Source organism: Nocardioides exalbidus, assembly GCF_900105585.1.
In the GTDB taxonomy this organism is placed as follows: Bacteria; Actinomycetota; Actinomycetes; order Propionibacteriales; family Nocardioidaceae; genus Nocardioides; species Nocardioides exalbidus.
Genome location: NZ_FNRT01000002.1, coordinates 2,788,203 through 2,804,788, shown reverse-complemented (window position 1 = coordinate 2,804,788; position 16,586 = coordinate 2,788,203). Strand labels below are relative to the sequence as shown.

The following is a 16,586-nucleotide window of genomic DNA, read 5'->3' as shown; positions in this document are numbered from 1 at the left end:
TCACGAGAGGATCAGGCGTCGACCGGCCGCTCGTTGTAGACGCCGGCGGGCTCCTGGTCGGTGAGGCCACCGATGGCGGCCATGATCCGGTCGGTGAGGTCGCGACGGGCGCGGCCGGTGGGGACGCCGTCGTACTCCCCCGCGACGCGGATCGGCTCGCCGAACCTCACGGTGACCTTCGCCAGGCGCGGGACGTTGGAGCCGATCGGCTGGATGTCGGGCGTGCCGGTCAGCCCGACCGGGACGACGGGGCAGCCCGCGGTGAGCGCGAGGTGCGCGACCCCGGTGCGGCCACGGTAGATCCGGCCGTCGCGCGAGCGGGTGCCCTCGGGGTAGATGCCGAACGCCTCGCCGCGACCGAGCACCTCGAGCGCGGTGTCGAGGCTGGCCAGCGCCGCCTTCGTGTCGTCACGGTCGACCGGCAGCATGCCGAGGCCCTCGAACCACGCGCGCTGCGCGGCACCCTTCACGCCGCTGCCGGTGAAGTAGTCGGACTTGGCGAGGAAGACGACCTTGCGCGGCACGATGCACGGGATGACCACGCTGTCCACGAAGGACAGGTGGTTGCTCGCCACGATCACCGGACCCGTGGCGGGCACGTGGTGCAGGCCCTCGACCGTCGGCCGCCACACGGCTCGCGCCAGTGGGGGTACGACGCTGTGGAGCACCGTGTAGAGCATGGCGGTCATTCTGCCCTGAGCCCGGGCTGCCAGAACGCGAGGCTCAGATCCACGGACCCCGACGCCCGGAGCGGCGTGCCCTCCTCGAGGTAGGCCTGCCGCGCCTCCTCTCCGTGCGACGGCGGGAGCGACCCGTCCGCACGCACGACCCGCCACCACGGCACCGCCGCACCGTGCGTCGCCATCACGTTGCCGACGAGGCGGGGGCCACCGCGCCCGAGCCGTTCACCGACCACGTCCGCGATGGCGCCGTAGGTCGTCACGCGACCGCGCGGCACCGACTCGGCGCACTGCAGCACGAGCTCGGCGTAGAGCTCGCGCTCCTCCTCGGCGGTCACTCGCCCACCGGCTGGGTCACCCGCAGCGTCACGAGCACGAGCACCACCACGACCAGGGCCGCGGACGACCACACCCAGGGCGGGGCGAGGTCGGCGTCGAGGCCGCGGACGGCGACCCACGTGAACGGCAGCGGCACCAGGGCCAGCAGACCCCGCCTGAGCCAGAGGGCAGCCAGGCGCGGGTCGACGGCGAGCGCGACCGGGCCGTAGGACAGGACGACCGACACGACGTGCGCCGCCACGAGGAGCACCCCGACGACCAGGACCCGCCAGTCGACGACGCCGTGGACGGTCCACCACACCATCACGACCGCCAGCACGAGGCCGCCCGCCACGTGGTCGGGCGTGCGCGCCCACATCGCCGACATCAGCACGACAGCGACCACCACGACGACGTGCGGGCGGGTGGGGAGGGCGAGCGCGAGGGCGGCGCACGGCAGTGCGAACAGCACGACGCGGAGCGCGAGCGCCCCCGTGGTCAGCCCGGCCGGGAGGCGCAGCAGGGAGGCGGCCGTCATCGCGCACGCACCTTCGGCACCTGCGCGCGCCGGGCGAGCTGGTGGAGGACGGTGTCGAGGGTGCCGGGGCCGCGCCACGGCACGACCGGACAGCCGAGCGCGGCCAGCTGCTCCAGCCGGTCGTCGCGCTCGATCTTCTGCATCCGGGCGGCCAGGCTGTCCAGCGCGAGCGGGTCGGCACCCTCCGGGCGTTCCCCCAGCGTGTCGATGACGACCGCCGAGGTCCCGCCACGCAGCAGGCTGGCGGTGGCGGAGACGAGTGGTGTGAACAGCATCGGCGAGAGGACGTAGACGACGCTGCCGGCTCCCGCGCCGAGGTCGAGCCGCTCGGGCGCGACGCCGCGGGCCTCGGTGCGCACCCGCGAGAGCGTGCCCTGGATCTGCTGGAGGTGCCGCGGCCCCGAACCCAGGCGCACCCGGGCCGCGTCGGAGGCGACCACCAGCATTCCCACCCGGTCACCCGTGCGCACGTGGTGCTCCGCCAGCGCGGACGCGGCGCGGACCGTGAGGTCGAGGCTGCTGGCGGCGCCGTCGATGCCACCCGAGACACCGATGTCGCGCAGTCCGTCGACCACGAGCCACACGCCCGCGTCCTGCTCCGCGCGGGTGGTGATGACGTGCAGGTCGCCGGTGCGCAGCGACACCGGCCAGTTGATCCGCTTGAGCCGGTCACCCGACGCGAACGGCCGGATCCCCTCGAACTCCGTGCCGCTCCCCAGTCGTCGCGACCGGTGCCGGCCGACCAGGCCGTCGGGTTGCGGGACCTCCGCGCGGCTGTCGTACGTCGCCGCCTGCGGCAGCACCACCAGCCCGTGCTCCGGCAGGTCGACCGGCCCGCTGCGCCAGCCGGCCCACGCCGAGGTCAGCGCCACCCGCTCCGCCCCGATGGTGCGCCGGCCCCACCGGCGCGGGCTGAACTCGATCGACGGGAGGCCGTGGGCGACCAGCGACCCCACGGTGCCGTACGTCGGCCGCGTGGCGACGTGCGGCGCCCTGGCGGACGCCCGGGTGACGTGCTCGACCCCCGCGAGGTCGCCGACCACGAGCCGGGACGTGGTGCCCTGCCCCTCGTGCAGGCGGCGGTGGTCGATGGTCGTGCGGATCGTGGGGACGGTGCCCGGCCGGCTGACCAGCGCCATCGCGCCCAGCACCACGAACGGGGCGGCGAGCACCACCAGCACCTCGCGACCGGCCACGACGCCGCCGCCGAGGCCCACCAGCGCGAGCAGGCAGGCCCGCACGGCCGCGGGGGTGGGCTGCCACGAGGTCACGCGCGCGACTCCAGCGTCCGCGGCGTCTCGACGCTGCCCATGACCGAGTCGACGACGCGGGCACCCGATGCCTGGGTCATCCAGAGGTCGGGCTTGACCGTGATCCGGTGGGAGAGGACGGCCCGCGCGACGACCTTCACGTCCTCGGGCACGACGTAGTCCCGGCCGCGGATCGCCGCCCAGGCCCGTGCCGTGAGGACCAGCCCGAGGCTGCCGCGCGGCGAGGCACCGGTGAGCACGTCGCCGTGGGTGCGGGTGGCCGCGACCAGGGCGACGCAGTAGCGGACCACCGACTCGTCGACCGCGACCCGCTCGACAGCGGCCTGCACGGCGGCGAGCCCGGCGGCGTCGGTCACCTGCTCGACCTCGACCTCCTCCTGCCTGCGGTCGAGCCGACGGCGCAGGACGTCGTACTCCTCCGCCGCCGACGGGTAGCCGAAGCCGACCCGCAGCAGGAAGCGGTCGAGCTGGGCCTCGGGCAGGGGGTAGGTGCCCTCGTACTCGACCGGGTTGGCGGTCGCGAGGACGTGGAAGGGCCGCGGCAGCCGGTGGGTCTGCCCCTCCACTGTCACCTGGCCCTCCTGCATCGCCTCGAGGAGCGCGGCCTGCGTCTTCGGCGGCGTGCGGTTGATCTCGTCGGCCAGCAGCAGCCCCGTGAAGATCGGACCCGGCCGGAAGTCGAACTCGGCGCGCCGCTGGTCGTAGACGTAGGACCCGGTGAGGTCGGCCGGGAGCAGGTCGGGGGTGAACTGCGCGCGGGCGAAGTCGAGGCCGAGCGCAACGGCGAACGACCGCGCAGCGAGCGTCTTGCCGAGTCCCGGGAAGTCCTCGAGCAGCACGTGTCCCTTGGCGAGCACGCCCGCCAGGACGAGGGAGAGCGCCTCCCGCTTGCCGACGACGGCCCGGCCCACCTCGTCCAGCACGCGCTCGGCGAGGGCAGCGACCTCGCCGGCTCGCAGGTCACCGTCGGTCATGGGACTCCTCGATTCGGGTCAGGATGCGGTCGATCTCGGCGGGCGTGATCCGCCGGGACCCGGACAGCTCGGTGCGGAGCTCGTCGGCGAGGGCTGGATCGCGACCCCGGGCGAGCGCGACCAGCCGGTCGGAGAGGGCGTCGGACGGCTCGGTCGCCTGCTGGTGGCTCGAGAGCACCCGCAGGTCGGAGGTCGCCTCGTCGACGCGGTCGCCGGTGGTCGGCAGTGTCGGCGTCCAGTGCGTCGGCTCGCCGTCGACCACGTCGACGAGCAGCCAGACCAGCGACAGCACGACGGTCATGGCGACGGCGTACGGCACGGGCTGGGGGTCGAAGCGCAGCAGCCGCGCGAAGAGGAAGCCGACGACGCCGATCGAGGCAGCGATGACGAGCCGGTTGCGCCACGGCCGGGAGATCGCGCCCCGCATCAGCCCCGCACCCCCAGGCGGGCGCGGATCTCGCCGAGTGCCTCGAGCGCCTCCGTGCGGTGGACCTCGGTGATCGGGTGCTCGGAGAACCGGGCCTCGCGGTAGAGCACGGCCAGCCGGTTGACCGCACCTGCGTCCGCGGCGACGAGGTCGAGGATGCGGATGGCGTACTCCGACGAGGTCTCCCACGACCTGCGGGGGACTCCGGCCTGCTCGCCCTGCACCTCGAAGCGCTGCCAGGCCGCGACGATCGCGTTGCGCGGATCGCCCTCGCGCAGCGCCGCGTCCTGCTGCGCGGCGTCGCGGGTGATCGCCGCCGCCAGCCGGCCCGGCTCACCGAGCGTGTCGAAGTCGACGGCGGTGCGGGCGGCCTCGCGCCGGTGGCCGCGCCGGTCCAGCAGCACGCTGGCGAGGAACACCAGGAAGGCGAGCAGCACGAGGAGGAGGCCGGCGACGAACACCCAGAGCAGGACCTTCACCCAGGTCGGTGCGTCAGCGGTGGAGGTGGGCCGCGGCTCACCGGGGTCGCTGCCGTTGTCCTCGCAGACCGGGAGCCGGCGCGGGTTGTCGGGCAGCGTGGTCGTCTCGGTGCCGTCAGGGCCGGTCACGACCTCCGACGGGACACAGGTCTCGGCCGGCTTGGTGACCGTGAAGTCGAGCCGCCCCGGGCCGGTGAACACCTCACTCGGGCCGATCAGCGTCGCCCAGGCGGCGAGCACCATGAACAGCGTGGTCACGGCGACCACCAGCACGGCGCGCGCGCCGGGCGGGACTGCCGGGAACACACGCATGGCGTGACCCTAGGTGAGTGGGTCACGCCATGCGAGCGGGGCGCGGCAATGGTGCTGGATCGTTGCCGAAGGGCTCCGAGGTGCCCTTCGGAAGGAGTGGCCGCGGGGTCGGTGGGGTCAGAGGACGGGGGTGAAGGGCTCCGTCCCGAGGACGAGGCGCAGGCCCGCGATGCCCGCGTGCTGCTGGGCGTAGGCGAGCTCGCGGGACAGGTCGCCGATGTTGTTCGACGCGGGCAGCGGGGCCAGGCCGAGCGTGGAGAGCGTGCCGAGCGCGTTGCCGCTGCCGTCGAGGAAGGCGCTCCCGGAGTCGCCCGGGATGCCCGGGGTGACCGTGTAGAGCGGGTGGGTCCAGCCGTTGTCGGCCGCGTCCTGCCCGAGGCTGATCCCGGTCTTCGGCGAGAGCTGCTCGACGCCGCCGCGCAGCCCGGAGTTGCCGAAGCTGTGGACGCGGTCGCCGGCGGTGGTGCCGCTGGTGTTGATGCCGACCGGGCCGCCCCAGAACGGGATCGACGGGTTCACCTCGCCGACGTCGGCCGCGTCGACCTCCACCAGTGCGAAGTCGTTGCAGGCGCAGGTGGTGGCGTCGGTCTCGCCGCGGGCCTGCATGGTGTTCCACGAGCTGTACGCCAGCGTGCCGGCGCCGACCTGCGTGCCGGCCGAGACGATGCTGCCATTGCGGTTGAAGGTCACCCGCGTGCCGAGTGGCAGGGTGCCGGCGTCGCAGCCGTTGGTGTCGGTCGCCTCACCCAGCCCCGAGCAGTGGGCCGCCTGACCGACGTAGACGGAGCCCGCGGCGTCGGTGAACACGAAGTTCGCGGTGCACTGGCCCGACCCCTCGGTGTTGGTCTGGACGCCCGGGGTGATCGCGGCCGAGGCGGCAGGCGCCCAGGCGGTGACGGGAGCGGCCGTCGCGGGGCCGCCGACAGCCGCACCCAGCGCGCCGGTGAGGGCGAGGCCGGAAGCGACGGCGAGGAGCTTCGTCGAGGTACGCATGTACATCAGAACGAGGGATGGCCCGAAAGGGTTACGCGCGGGTAGCCCTTTCGGGCCACGAGCACGACGAAGGCCCCCGACCGTGGTGGTCGGGGGCCGTCGTCGTGGCCGTCAGTACGTCGGCTGGCTCGGGTCGATCTGGCTGACCCAGGCGACCACGCCGCCGCCCACGTGCACCGCGTCGGCGTACCCGGCGCCCTTGACGATCGCGAGCGTCTCGGCCGAGCGCACGCCCGACTTGCAGTGCATGACGATCTGCTTGTCGCTGGGCAGCTGGGTGAGCGCGTTGCCGTTGAGGAACTCGCCCTTGGGGATCAGGATCGAGCCCGGGATGTGGTTGATCTCGGCCTCGTTGGGCTCGCGGACGTCGACGAGGACGAAGTCGCGCTCACCGTTCTCGCGCTCCTTGAGCATGTGCTCGAGCTGGACGACCGAGATCGTCGAGCCGACGGCCGCCTCGGCCGCCTCGTCGGAGACCGCGCCGCAGAAGGCGTCGTAGTCGATGAGCTCGGTGACGGTGGCGTGCTCGCCGCACAGCGCGCAGTTGGGGTCCTTGCGGACCTTGAGCTTGCGGTACTCCATCTCGAGGGCGTCGTAGATCATCAGCCGGCCGGCGATCGGCTCACCGATGCCCGTCAGCAGCTTGATGGCCTCGTTGACCTGGATCGAGCCGATCGACGCGCAGAGCACGCCGAGCACGCCGCCCTCGGCGCAGCTCGGGACCATGCCCGGCGGCGGCGGCTCGGGGTAGAGGCAGCGGTAGCAGGGCAGGTCCTCGCCGAGCATCGGCGCGAAGACGGAGGCCTGGCCGTCGAAGCGGTAGATCGAGCCCCAGACGTAGGGGATGCCGAGGAAGTACGCCGCGTCGTTGACCATGTAGCGCGTGGCGAAGTTGTCGGTGCCGTCCACGATCAGGTCGTAGCCGCGGAAGACGTCGAAGACGTTGTCGTTGTCGAGCCGCTCCTCGTGGAGGACGACCTCGACGTAGGGGTTGATCTCGGCGATCGACTCCTTCGCGGACAGGCCCTTCGGCTTGTCGATGTCGCTGACGCCGTGGATGACCTGGCGCTGGAGGTTCGACTCGTCGACGGTGTCGAACTCGCAGATGCCGAGCGTGCCCACGCCCGCGGCGGCGAGGTAGAGCAGCGCGGGCGAGCCCAGCCCGCCGGCGCCGATGACGAGCACCTTCGCGTTCTTCAGCCGCTTCTGCCCGGTCATCCCGACGTCGGGGATGATCAGGTGGCGGCTGTAGCGGCGTACCTCGTCGATGGTCAGCTCGGCGGCCGGCTCGACAAGTGCGGGGAACGACACGATCTCTCCTTGGCTCGGGTGCAGGTGCAACAGCACCGTCACGCTCCATGTTCCCCGCGGTGCCGAGGCGCGCCGGACGACGTCCCGCGATACGGACGCCGGCAGGAGGACGGTGGCCGCTAGGCTCACCCGGACCGCACTACTCAGGAGTACGACGTGACAGCAGGCCACCTGGACCAGGAAGCACCCCGACCGCGCGGGGGCCGGATGCCTCGGCGCGAGCGTCGCGTCCAGCTGCTGGAGTCGGCCCTCGAGGTCTTCGTCGCGCAGGGGTACCACGCTGCCGCGATGGACGACATCGCCGAGCGCGCGGGCGTCTCCAAGCCCGTGCTCTACCAGCACTTCCCGGGCAAGCTCGACCTCTACCTCGCGCTGCTCGACGCCTCGTGCGACACGATCATCGAGAACTGCCGCGAGGCCCTCGCCTCCACCACGGACAACAAGGACCGGGTCGCGGCGACGATGAAGGTCTTCTACAGCTACGTCGCGTCCGAGGAGGGCGCGTTCCGGCTGGTCTTCGAGTCCGACCTCACCAGCGAGCCCGACGTGCGCGAGCGCGTCGACCGGGTGACCACCGAGTGCGCCTCCCTGATCGCCGACGTGATCCGCAGCGACACCGGCCTGCCCGACGAGGCCTCCGAGCTGCTCGCGGTGTCGCTGGTGGGAATGGCGCAGGTGTCCGCGCGGTTCTGGCTCGCGGGCGGCGGCGAGATCACCCAGGACGACGCGGCGGCCCTCATCGCCGGCCTCGCGTGGCGCGGGATCCGGGGCTACCCGATGACCGACGACCACTGACCCGGCACGATTCACCTAGCACCACACATCCCCTGAGCTGAGGAGCATTTCCGTGGAGGTCAAGATCGGCGTGCAGCACGCCCAGCGCGAGCTCGTGCTCGACACCGACAGCACGCCCGAGGACATCGAGAAGCAGCTCGGCGAGGCCCTCGCCAGCAGCGGCGTCCTGCACCTGAAGGACACCAAGGGCCGCGCCGTCGTCGTGCCGGCCGACAAGATCGCCTACGTCGAGCTCGGCTCGCCGTCCGCGGCCACGGTCGGCTTCCGCTGAGCCGACCCGCACGACCAGCAGCTGGGAGGACCGGGGCGCCATGGGCCTGATCTGGACCGTCGTCGTCACGATCGTCCTGGGCCTCGTCATCGGCTTCCTCGGCAAGGCCGTGGCCCCGGGGTCGCGCGACAACATCCCGCTGTGGCTCACGGTCGTGTGCGGGGTGGTCGGTGCCTTCGTCGGCAGCTACCTCTACTACGCCGTGTTCGGGGTCGCCGACAACAACCCCGGCGGCGACATGTACGACACCAGCCGCGGCATGGACTGGTGGCGCCACGTGTGGCAGGTCGGGTCGGCCGCCGTGCTCGTCGTGATCGCGGCGACCATCACCGGCCGGCACGACCGGCGCAGCTGAGCCGCGCCCCTAGGCCTCGAGCCCGAGCTCGGCCATCCGGGCCGTGTGCAGCTCGGTGAGTCGCGTGAACATCCGCCCGAGGGCCGCGAGGTCGAGCCCGGGACGGTCCACTCCCCCGGCCAGCAGCGCCGTGAGCGCGTCGCGGTCGCCGGCCACGCGCTGCGCCTGCGTGAGCGCCTCGCCCATCAGCCGGCGGCCCCACAGCGCGAGCCGTCCGCCGAGGCGGTGGTCCTCGGCGATGCCGGCCCGGACGCGGTCCACGATGAAGGCGGTCTGCCCGGAGTCCTCGAGCGAGGCGATGATCACCTCGCGGGTCTCGGCGTCGAGGTAGGCCGCGATCTCGCGGTAGAAGTCCGCGGCGAGACCGTCGCCGACGTAGGCCTTGATGAGGCCCTCGTAGTAGTCCGCCGGCGCCGTGTGGGCGTGGAACGCCTCGAAGCTCGCGCGGAACTCCTGCATCGCCGCGGCCGGGTCGGCGCCGAGCTCGGCGATCCGCGCCACGAGCTTCTGCAGGTGCCCGAACTCGGCGGTGGCCATCGCGCCGATGGCGATCTTGTCGTCGATGCCGGGGGCCATCTTGGCGTCCTCGACGAGCCGCTCGAACGCCGACAGCTCCCCGTAGGCGATCGCCCCGAGGAGGTCGATCGCGGCCAGGCGGTAGTCCTCGTCGGAGGAGCCGAGGTCAGCCGATGCGCTCATGCGCGCAGCCTAGCGATACGATCGAGTCACCCGAGCCGCCGACGACCGTTGCCGGTGGCCGCCTGTATGTGCGCGGTCGGTAACCCCATCGAGGGCCCTCGCAGAACCTTTCCGAGTCGCTGACCGCATCCGTGTGGGACATCCCGACTCCTGAAAGCGACACCGTGACCACCTTCCGCGACATGGGCGTGAACGCCCAGATCTGCGACGCGCTCGAGCGCGCCGGCATCACCACCCCCTTCGCCATCCAGGAGATGACCCTCTCGGTCGCCCTGCTCGGCACCGACCTCATCGGCCAGGCCCGCACGGGCACCGGCAAGACTCTGGCCTTCGGCATCCCGGTGCTGCAGCGCTCGGTGGCGCCCACCGACCCGGCCTACGCCGACCTGCCGCAGGGCAAGCCGCAGGCGCTGATCGTGGCCCCGACCCGCGAGCTCGCGCTCCAGGTCTCCGGCGACCTCGCGCTCGCCAGCGCCGACATGGGCCTGCGCGTCCTCACCGTCTACGGCGGCGTCGGCTACGAGCCGCAGCTCGAGGCCCTCGACACCGGCGTCGACATCGTCGTCGGCACGCCCGGGCGCCTCATCGACCTCGCCAACCGCCGCGCGCTCGACCTCTCGCACGTCCACGCCCTCGTCCTCGACGAGGCCGACGAGATGCTCGACCTCGGCTTCCTGCCCGACGTCATCACCCTGCTGTCGAAGACCCCCGAGACCCGTCAGACGATGCTGTTCTCGGCCACCATGCCGGCCGCGATCGTCGCGCTCGCCCGCACCCACATGCGGCACCCGATGAACATCCGCGCCGAGTCGTCCTACGACACCACGATGGTGCCGGCCACGGCGCAGTTCATCTACCAGGCCCACGACCTCGACAAGCCGGAGATCATCGGCCGCGTCCTGCAGGCCGACGACGCCGACAAGATGATCGTCTTCACCCGCACCAAGCGCCAGGCGCAGCGCATCGCCGAGGACCTGCAGGAGCGCGGGTTCCGCGCGTCGCCGCTCCACGGCGACATGGCGCAGGTGGCGCGCGAGAAGGCGCTGGCCCGCTTCCGCGAGGACAAGATCCAGGTCCTCGTCTGCACCGACGTCGCGGCCCGCGGCATCGACGTGCGCGGCGTCTCCCACGTCATCAACTACACCTGCCCCGAGGACGACAAGACCTACGTGCACCGCATCGGCCGCACCGGTCGCGCCGGCGCCTCGGGCACCGCGATCACCTTCGTCGACTGGGCCGACCTGCACCGCTGGAAGATGATCAACAAGGCGCTCGACCTGCCCTTCGACGAGCCGCAGGAGACGTACTCCACCTCCGAGCACCTCTTCCACGACCAGGGCATCCCGGCCGGCACCAAGGGTCGCGTCGTCGACCCCGCCCCGCCGGCGCCGAAGGCCGAGCGCACCCCGCGCGAGGGCTCGCGCGGCGCCAACCGCTCCGGCGGCTCGAGCCGCGGCTCCGGCTCCGGCTCGTCCGCGGACGGTCAGGGCTCGTCGGAGCGGTCCGGCGACGCCCCGCGCCGCCGCAACCGCAGCCGCCGCCGCACGCGCGGTGGTTCGGCGGTCGAGACCCCCAAGTCCTGACCCGTCGCGACAGCCGGGCGGGGGCTCAGCGCTTGCGCGCCTTCTTCGCCTTCGGCCGGCTGGCGCGGGCCACGAGGTTCTCGGCCACCTCGCGGTAGGCCTGCGCGCCCTTGCTGGTGCGGCTCGTCGCGAGGATCGAGCGCCCGGCGGCCGGGGCCTCGGCGAACTTGATCGTCTTGGGGATCGGCGGCTCGACGACCTCGAGGTCGTAGGTCTCGCTGATCGTCTCCAGCACCGTGCGGGCGTGGTTGGTCCGGCCGTCGTAGAGGGTCGGCAGCACGCCCCACACCTCGAGGCCACGGTTGGTGAACCGGCGGACGTCGTGGACGGTGTCGAGCAGCTGCCCGACGCCGCGGTGCGAGAGCGTCTCGCACTGCAGCGGCACGAGCACGCCGTCGGCCGCGGTGAGCGCGGCGACCGTCAGCACGCCCAGCGAGGGCGGGCAGTCGAGCAGGACCCAGTCGTACGCCTCGTCCCCCAGGTCGTCGGCGAGGCCCTCGAGCGCACCCTTGATGACGTGCTCGCGCCCGGTGCGGGTGAGCAGGTCGGCCTCGGCGCGGGCGAGCTCGATCGTGGCGGGGAGCACGTCGACGCCGTCCTCGGTCGCGATGATGACCTCGGCCGGGTCGACGCCCTGGGTCAGGACGTGGTGGACCGAGGTCTCGAGGTCCTCGGGGTCGATGCCGAGGGAGAAGGTCAGGCACGCCTGCGGGTCGAGGTCGACCAGCAGCACGCGGTGGCCCAGCTCGGCCAGGGCGGCGCCGATCGAGGCGACGGACGTGGTCTTGGCGACCCCGCCCTTCTGGTTAGCGACGGCCAGGGTGATCGGGCCGACAGGCTTCTTGGGACTCATTGCCCGCCATCATGCCGGACGGGGTCGCGTCGGCCACACGTCTCCTGAAATGCTGGGCGCATGACCACCTCCCTCATCACCGGCGCGACCGCCGGCATCGGCCACGAGTACGCCGTCCAGCTCGCCGCCCGCGGCGACGACCTCGTCCTGGTGGCGCGCGACGTCGCCAGGCTGGAGGAGGTGGCCGAGGAGCTGCGGCGTGCCCACCAGATCGACGTCGAGGTGCTGCCCGCCGACCTGACCGACCGCGACGACCTCGCCCGCGTCGAGGCGCGTCTCGCCGACCGCGACCGGCCCGTCGACCTGCTGGTCAACAACGCCGGCTTCGGGCTCAAGCAGCGCTTCCTCGACAACTCCGCCGACGACGAGACCCGGATGCTGGAGGTGCTGGTGACCTCCGTGCTCCGGCTCAGCCACGCGGCCCTCGGCCCCATGGCCGAGCGCGGCCACGGCGGCATCATCAACGTCTCCAGCGTCGCCGCCTTCCTCCCGCGCGGGACGTACTCGGCCGCCAAGGCGTGGGTCAACCAGTTCAGCGAGTGGGCGCACCTCGAGTACAAGTCACGCGGCGTGAAGGTGATGGCGCTCTGCCCGGGCTTCACCAAGACCGAGTTCCACCAGCGGATGGAGGTCAAGCGCGGCGACGGCTTCATGTGGCTGGACGCCGACTTCCTCGTCCGCAAGTCGCTGGAGGACTTCGAGAAGGGACGGGCGTACTCCATCCCCGGCGCGCAGTACAAGACGATCATCGCGCTCACCAAGGCGATCCCGAACCGCGCGCTCCGGCTCACCCAGTCGATGGGCCGCCGGTGACCACGCACCGATAGCCTCCACCCGTGGACGCCGCAGCACGGATCAGGGCCGGGCAGGGCGACGTCGTCCTGTTCGCGATCACGCCTCCCCGCCGGTCGACGGCCGCCGAGCGACTCCCGGAGATCGCCCGCGCCACCCTCGACCGGCTCGAGCCGCTCGACCTCGACGGGCTGGTGCTCTACGACATCGACGACGAGAGCGACCGCAACCCGGCCGAGCGCCCGTTCCCGTTCAGCCCGACGGTCGACCCCTCCGACTTCCGCGCCGCGCACCTCGGGTCGTGGCAGCGGCCGGCCGTGGTCTACCGCGCGATCGGCAAGCACGACCGCGACTCGATGCGCGCCTGGTTCGCGGCGCAGGACCCCGGTCGTACGTTGACGGTGCTCGTCGGCGCCTCGTCGAGCGACACCGTCGCCCCCGTGACCCTGGCCGAGGCGCAGCAGCTGCGGGCCGAGGTCAACCCGGACCTGCTCCTCGGCGGGGTCGCGATCCCCGAGCGCCACAGCCGCCGCGAGGACGAGCACCTGCGGATGCTCGCCAAGCAGCAGGCGGGCTGCCGGTTCTTCGTCAGCCAGGTGGTCTACGACGTCAACGCGACGAAGAACCTCGTCTCCGACTACTTCTACGAGTGCGAGTCGCAGGGCGTGGCGCCCGTGCCGATCGTCTTCACGTTCTCGGTGTGCGGCTCGATGAAGACCCTCGAGTTCCTGCGCTGGCTCGGGGTCGACGTACCTCGCTGGATCGAGAACGACCTCCGGCACTCGGCCAACCCGCTCCGCGCCTCCCTCGAGCAGGCCGCGAGCGCGGCCACCGAGATCGCCGACTTCTGCCGCTCGCTCGGGGTCCCCTTCGGCCTCAACGTCGAGAGCGTGTCGATCCGACGCGAGGAGATCGAGGCCTCGGTCGCGCTCGCGGCGCGGCTGACGCCGCTCGTCCGCCCGGCCTGAGGCTCGTGCCCGCGCTGCTACCGAACAGTCGCGGGGTGAACGGGGCCGGATGGGGACCGTACTGTTCGGTAGCGCCCGGCACCCGGTCGGCGCTCCGGTCCGGGAGGACCGTCATCGCGCCAGTGAGAGCAGCCGCTCGTACTGCTCGGGGACGGTCGTGTTGACCCCGAGGTCGTGGTCGACCTTGCCGAGGCCGTGGTAGTCGCTCGACCCCGTCACCACCAGGTCGAGGTCGCGCCCGATCGCGCGGAGCTGCTCGCGCAGCTCGGGCCGGTGGTCCTGGTGGTCGACCTCGATGCCGGCGAGGCCGAGCTCCTTGAGGCCGCCGAGGGCGGACGCGTCGAGCACGGTGCCGCCGCCACGCCCCCACGGGTGCGCGATCACCGGCACCCCGCCGGCGGCGACGAGCAGCGGGATCATGGCCTCGAGCTCCGCGGCGTAGCGGTTGCGGTAGCCCGGCTTGCCGGGGTTGAGCAGCTCGTCGAAGGCCTGCGTCCGGTCGCGCACGATGCCGAGCCGGACGAGCGCGTCCGCCACGTGCGGACGACCGGCCGCGACGGAGCCTCCGGCCTCGCGGCGTACGTCCTCCTCCGTGATGTCGATCCCGTGGTCGCGCAGCGCGGCCACCATCGCCGGCGTGCGCTCGGTGCGGCCGGCGAGGATGCGGTCGAGGGCGGCGAGGAGGGGCGGGTACGCCGGATCCGGCAGGTAGCCGAGCAGGTGCACGCCGCGGTGGCGGAATGTCGTGCTGATCTCGAGGCCCGGCACCAGGGTGACGCCGGCCTCGTCGGCCGCCTGCTGGGCCTCGGCCCAGCCGGAGGTGGCGTCGTGGTCGGTCAGCGCGACGACGTCGAGGCCCGCGGCCGCGGCCTTGCGGACGAGGTCGGCCGGGGAGTCGGTGCCGTCGCTCGCGGCCGAGTGCGTGTGGAGGTCGATCCGCACGTCAGCTGTTCCACTTCAGCAGCACCGGGGTCTCGCGCTCGAAGCCGAGCACCGAGACCGTCGAGGTGTCGAGCCGGAAGAACCGGCCCTCCTCCGCGGGCTGCTCGAGCCACCGCGCGGTGAGCACGCGCAGGGAGTGGCCGTGGGCGAAGACGAGCGTGCGGTCGTGCTCGAGCGCGCGCCCGATGACGCGGTCGAGGCGGGCGGCGACCTCGGCTGCCGTCTCGCCCCCGGGAGTCGGGTGGCTCCAGACGGACCAGCCCGGGTCGGTCTCGCGGATCTGGTCGGTCGTGATGCCCTCGTAGTCGCCGTAGGCCCACTCGGCGAGGTCATCGTCGACCTGCGCGTCGGCGAAGCCGGCCAGCTCGGCCGTCCGGCGGGCGCGCTGGCGCGGGCTGGTCAGCACGAGGTCGAAGTCGACGTCGTAGAGGCGCGGGCCGAGCAGGATCGCCGCCTCCTCGCCGTCGGAGGTCAGCGGCAGGTCGGTCGTCGAGGTGTGGCGGCCGTCGCGGCTCCACTCGGTCTCCCCGTGCCGGACGATCCAGAGCTCGGTACCGGCCACGGATCCGGTCTGGGACGACATGCAGCGAGTCTCCCATGCAGGCAGGCCCGCCCTGCCACGATGCTCAGCATGGCGACAGACCTCCGACCGGCCCGCCTCGCGATCGCGGCCGCGTTCCTGACCCAGGGCCTCGTCTTCATCAGCCTCACCACCCGCCTGCCGCGCATCCAGGACCGGTGGGACCTCGACGAGCTCGCGCTGTCGGGCGTGCTGCTGATGATGGTGCTGCTCGCCGGTGTCGGGTCCCTGGTCGCGGAGAAGCTCGCGCCCCGCCTCGACAGCGCGGTCGTGCTCCGCGCGGGACTGGTGCTCATCGCGGTGTCGGTCGCCGTGCTGCTGCTCGCACCGGCGATCGGGGTCTTCGTGGGGGGCCTGGCGGCGTACGGCGTCGGGCTCGGCATCGTCGACGCGACCGGCAACATGCAGGCGGTCGCCCTCGAGCACCGGATGGGCCGCGTGGTCCTGCCGTCGTGCCACGGGGCCTGGACGCTCGGCGGCATCGTCGGGGCGCTGCTCACGCTGGGCACCAGCGACGTGCCGTGGTCGGCCCTCGCGCTGCTGGCCCTCCTGCCGCTGGCATCGGCAGCGGCGCCGTACCTCGCCCGCGACTCCGGGGTGGCGGCCACCTCGACCGACACCGACGTCCCGTGGCGGGCGATCGTGATGATCGGTCTGGCGCTCGTCGTCTTCTACACCGTCGACACGGCCGCGGCGACGTGGGGACCGGTCTACCTCGACGACGTCTTCACCGCCCCCGAGGAGCTGGTCGCGCTGGCGACGCTCCCCTACCTCCTCGCCAGCGGGCTGGTCCGGCTCGCCGGCGACCGGCTCACCGAGCAGGTCGGCGCGGTGCGGCTGCTGCGGGTCGGCGCCGGGATCGCCTTCGTGTCGCTCGCGATCGTCGTGGCGGCGCCGTCGTGGCCGGTGGCGGTGCTCGGCTTCACCCTGCTCGGCTGCGGCGTCGCGGTCGTCGCGCCGCTGAGCTTCTCCGCCGCGGCCGCGCTGGCAGGCCGGGACGCCGACCCGGCCACGCGCCAGGCGCGGGTGGACGCGGTCGTGGCACGCTTCAACCAGTTCAACTACGCCGGCGCCCTGCTCGGCGCGGTGATGACCGGCGCCGTCGGGTCGAGCTCGCTGCGGATCGGTTTCGCCGTCCCGCTGGTGCTGGTCGTGGCCCTCTTCTGGCTGGCGAGGGCCTTCGCGCCGGCGGACGACCCCTCGGTGTGAGGGACGCCCGCCGACGCGTGGTCACACGGGTCAGGCGCCGCCGCCACCGGCCTTGCGGCGGTGCATCGGCTTGGCGACGTTCTTGTCGTTGATCTCCGAGCCGTGGGCCTTCTCGTGCGAGCCGGCGCTGTCGTCGGGATGGTGGTGGCCCTTCTTGCGATCGAGGGCCTCCCGCATCTTCGCCTTGATGTCGGCGTTGGGGTCCTGATCAGCCATGGGTCCTCCTGGGATCCGTC

21 protein-coding genes are annotated in these 16,586 nt (G+C 72.7%); 7 read left to right on the top strand and 14 right to left on the bottom strand.

The window, feature by feature from the left end; translation table 11 throughout:
* Window positions 1-11 precede the first annotated feature (11 nt).
* The 9 genes from BLV76_RS13765 to moeZ form a co-directional block, all read right to left on the bottom strand.
* On the bottom strand, window positions 12-680 hold the full coding sequence (locus BLV76_RS13765; RefSeq protein ID WP_090969637.1) for a lysophospholipid acyltransferase family protein: 669 nt from the start codon (window positions 678-680) through the stop codon (window positions 12-14).
* A 5-nt stretch (window positions 681-685) separates the two neighbouring features.
* Window positions 686-1,018: an MGMT family protein gene (locus BLV76_RS13760; protein ID WP_090969636.1), complete on the bottom strand. Its 333-nt coding sequence runs from the start codon at window positions 1,016-1,018 to the stop codon at window positions 686-688.
* Window positions 1,015-1,536: a hypothetical protein gene (locus BLV76_RS13755; protein ID WP_090969635.1), complete on the bottom strand. Its 522-nt coding sequence runs from the start codon at window positions 1,534-1,536 to the stop codon at window positions 1,015-1,017. The genes BLV76_RS13760 and BLV76_RS13755 overlap by 4 nt, the downstream gene beginning before the upstream one ends.
* Window positions 1,533-2,807, bottom strand: a complete 1,275-nt coding sequence (locus tag BLV76_RS13750) for a DUF58 domain-containing protein (RefSeq protein ID WP_090969634.1) — start codon at window positions 2,805-2,807, stop codon at window positions 1,533-1,535. The genes BLV76_RS13755 and BLV76_RS13750 overlap by 4 nt, the downstream gene beginning before the upstream one ends.
* Entirely contained in the window at window positions 2,804-3,781 is a 978-nt protein-coding gene (locus tag BLV76_RS13745) for an AAA family ATPase (RefSeq protein WP_090969633.1), read from the bottom strand. Before BLV76_RS13745 ends, BLV76_RS13750 begins: the two co-directional genes overlap by 4 nt.
* The gene (locus BLV76_RS13740) at window positions 3,768-4,208 is read right to left on the bottom strand and encodes a hypothetical protein (RefSeq protein ID WP_090969632.1); all 441 of its coding nucleotides are present in this window, start codon (window positions 4,206-4,208) and stop codon (window positions 3,768-3,770) included. Before BLV76_RS13740 ends, BLV76_RS13745 begins: the two co-directional genes overlap by 14 nt.
* Window positions 4,208-4,999, bottom strand: a complete 792-nt coding sequence (locus tag BLV76_RS13735) for a DUF4129 domain-containing protein (protein ID WP_090969631.1) — start codon at window positions 4,997-4,999, stop codon at window positions 4,208-4,210. The genes BLV76_RS13740 and BLV76_RS13735 overlap by 1 nt, the downstream gene beginning before the upstream one ends.
* Before the next feature lie 117 nt (window positions 5,000-5,116).
* The gene (locus tag BLV76_RS13730) at window positions 5,117-5,998 is read right to left on the bottom strand and encodes a hypothetical protein (RefSeq protein WP_217630345.1); all 882 of its coding nucleotides are present in this window, start codon (window positions 5,996-5,998) and stop codon (window positions 5,117-5,119) included.
* Between the two features lie 105 nt (window positions 5,999-6,103).
* On the bottom strand, window positions 6,104-7,303 hold the full coding sequence (gene moeZ / locus BLV76_RS13725) for an adenylyltransferase/sulfurtransferase MoeZ (protein WP_090969630.1): 1,200 nt from the start codon (window positions 7,301-7,303) through the stop codon (window positions 6,104-6,106).
* 207 nt (window positions 7,304-7,510) lie between these two features.
* Between moeZ and BLV76_RS13720 the strand changes: the two genes are divergently transcribed.
* From BLV76_RS13720 to BLV76_RS13710, 3 genes are read left to right on the top strand one after another with little or no spacing between them, the layout of a single operon-like run.
* Window positions 7,511-8,098 carry a TetR/AcrR family transcriptional regulator gene (locus BLV76_RS13720; RefSeq protein ID WP_090969629.1) on the top strand — a complete coding sequence of 196 codons (588 nt, stop codon included), beginning with the start codon at window positions 7,511-7,513 and terminating at the stop codon, window positions 8,096-8,098.
* 52 nt (window positions 8,099-8,150) lie between these two features.
* Window positions 8,151-8,369: a DUF3107 domain-containing protein gene (locus BLV76_RS13715; protein ID WP_090969628.1), complete on the top strand. Its 219-nt coding sequence runs from the start codon at window positions 8,151-8,153 to the stop codon at window positions 8,367-8,369.
* Window positions 8,370-8,409: 40 nt separating this feature from the next.
* A complete protein-coding gene (locus BLV76_RS13710) occupies window positions 8,410-8,724 on the top strand; it encodes a GlsB/YeaQ/YmgE family stress response membrane protein (protein ID WP_090969627.1) in 315 nt (104 codons plus the stop codon).
* 9 nt (window positions 8,725-8,733) lie between these two features.
* On the opposite strand, the gene BLV76_RS13705 is transcribed toward BLV76_RS13710, so the two are convergent.
* The gene (locus BLV76_RS13705) at window positions 8,734-9,423 is read right to left on the bottom strand and encodes a ferritin-like fold-containing protein (RefSeq protein ID WP_090969626.1); all 690 of its coding nucleotides are present in this window, start codon (window positions 9,421-9,423) and stop codon (window positions 8,734-8,736) included.
* 164 nt (window positions 9,424-9,587) lie between these two features.
* Here BLV76_RS13705 and BLV76_RS13700 point away from each other — a divergent pair, with 164 nt between their 5' ends.
* On the top strand, window positions 9,588-11,006 hold the full coding sequence (locus BLV76_RS13700; RefSeq protein WP_425433732.1) for a DEAD/DEAH box helicase: 1,419 nt from the start codon (window positions 9,588-9,590) through the stop codon (window positions 11,004-11,006).
* A gap of 25 nt (window positions 11,007-11,031) precedes the next feature.
* On the opposite strand, the gene BLV76_RS13695 is transcribed toward BLV76_RS13700, so the two are convergent.
* The gene (locus tag BLV76_RS13695) at window positions 11,032-11,859 is read right to left on the bottom strand and encodes a ParA family protein (RefSeq protein ID WP_090969625.1); all 828 of its coding nucleotides are present in this window, start codon (window positions 11,857-11,859) and stop codon (window positions 11,032-11,034) included.
* Window positions 11,860-11,919: 60 nt separating this feature from the next.
* On the opposite strand from BLV76_RS13695, the gene BLV76_RS13690 reads away from it, so the two are divergent.
* Entirely contained in the window at window positions 11,920-12,672 is a 753-nt protein-coding gene (locus BLV76_RS13690; protein ID WP_090969624.1) for an SDR family NAD(P)-dependent oxidoreductase, read from the top strand.
* A gap of 23 nt (window positions 12,673-12,695) precedes the next feature.
* The gene (locus BLV76_RS13685; protein WP_090969623.1) at window positions 12,696-13,619 is read left to right on the top strand and encodes a methylenetetrahydrofolate reductase; all 924 of its coding nucleotides are present in this window, start codon (window positions 12,696-12,698) and stop codon (window positions 13,617-13,619) included.
* A gap of 111 nt (window positions 13,620-13,730) precedes the next feature.
* Here the strand turns inward: BLV76_RS13685 and BLV76_RS13680 are convergent, their stop codons facing one another.
* Together BLV76_RS13680 and BLV76_RS13675 are read right to left on the bottom strand one after the other, a co-directional pair.
* Window positions 13,731-14,561, bottom strand: coding sequence for a PHP domain-containing protein (locus tag BLV76_RS13680; protein ID WP_090969622.1), 831 nt, complete (start codon window positions 14,559-14,561; stop codon window positions 13,731-13,733).
* Window position 14,562: 1 nt separating this feature from the next.
* Window positions 14,563-15,144: a histidine phosphatase family protein gene (locus BLV76_RS13675; protein ID WP_090969621.1), complete on the bottom strand. Its 582-nt coding sequence runs from the start codon at window positions 15,142-15,144 to the stop codon at window positions 14,563-14,565.
* Window positions 15,145-15,192: 48 nt separating this feature from the next.
* Here BLV76_RS13675 and BLV76_RS13670 point away from each other — a divergent pair, with 48 nt between their 5' ends.
* Window positions 15,193-16,350 carry an MFS transporter gene (locus BLV76_RS13670; protein WP_090969620.1) on the top strand — a complete coding sequence of 386 codons (1,158 nt, stop codon included), beginning with the start codon at window positions 15,193-15,195 and terminating at the stop codon, window positions 16,348-16,350.
* A gap of 30 nt (window positions 16,351-16,380) precedes the next feature.
* On the opposite strand, the gene BLV76_RS13665 is transcribed toward BLV76_RS13670, so the two are convergent.
* Window positions 16,381-16,566 carry a DUF5302 domain-containing protein gene (locus BLV76_RS13665; RefSeq protein WP_090969619.1) on the bottom strand — a complete coding sequence of 62 codons (186 nt, stop codon included), beginning with the start codon at window positions 16,564-16,566 and terminating at the stop codon, window positions 16,381-16,383.
* Window positions 16,567-16,586: the final 20 nt, after the last annotated feature.

Excerpts from the sequence above, each read along its gene's own strand:
- BLV76_RS13720 (WP_090969629.1), top strand. The coding sequence starts at position 7,511 with ATGCCTCGGCGCGAGCGTCGCGTCCAGCTGCTGGAGTCGGCCCTCGAG.
- BLV76_RS13765 (WP_090969637.1), bottom strand. The coding sequence starts at position 680 with ATGCTCTACACGGTGCTCCACAGCGTCGTACCCCCACTGGCGCGAGCC.
- BLV76_RS13730 (WP_217630345.1), bottom strand. The coding sequence starts at position 5,998 with ATGTACATGCGTACCTCGACGAAGCTCCTCGCCGTCGCTTCCGGCCTC.
- BLV76_RS13705 (WP_090969626.1), bottom strand. The coding sequence starts at position 9,423 with ATGAGCGCATCGGCTGACCTCGGCTCCTCCGACGAGGACTACCGCCTG.
- BLV76_RS13745 (WP_090969633.1), bottom strand. The coding sequence starts at position 3,781 with ATGACCGACGGTGACCTGCGAGCCGGCGAGGTCGCTGCCCTCGCCGAG.
- BLV76_RS13710 (WP_090969627.1), top strand. The coding sequence starts at position 8,410 with ATGGGCCTGATCTGGACCGTCGTCGTCACGATCGTCCTGGGCCTCGTC.
- BLV76_RS13690 (WP_090969624.1), top strand. The coding sequence starts at position 11,920 with ATGACCACCTCCCTCATCACCGGCGCGACCGCCGGCATCGGCCACGAG.
- BLV76_RS13740 (WP_090969632.1), bottom strand. The coding sequence starts at position 4,208 with ATGCGGGGCGCGATCTCCCGGCCGTGGCGCAACCGGCTCGTCATCGCT.
- BLV76_RS13670 (WP_090969620.1), top strand. The coding sequence starts at position 15,193 with ATGGCGACAGACCTCCGACCGGCCCGCCTCGCGATCGCGGCCGCGTTC.
- BLV76_RS13695 (WP_090969625.1), bottom strand. The coding sequence starts at position 11,859 with ATGAGTCCCAAGAAGCCTGTCGGCCCGATCACCCTGGCCGTCGCTAAC.
- BLV76_RS13665 (WP_090969619.1), bottom strand. The coding sequence starts at position 16,566 with ATGGCTGATCAGGACCCCAACGCCGACATCAAGGCGAAGATGCGGGAG.
- BLV76_RS13675 (WP_090969621.1), bottom strand. The coding sequence starts at position 15,144 with ATGTCGTCCCAGACCGGATCCGTGGCCGGTACCGAGCTCTGGATCGTC.
- BLV76_RS13735 (WP_090969631.1), bottom strand. The coding sequence starts at position 4,999 with ATGCGTGTGTTCCCGGCAGTCCCGCCCGGCGCGCGCGCCGTGCTGGTG.
- BLV76_RS13755 (WP_090969635.1), bottom strand. The coding sequence starts at position 1,536 with ATGACGGCCGCCTCCCTGCTGCGCCTCCCGGCCGGGCTGACCACGGGG.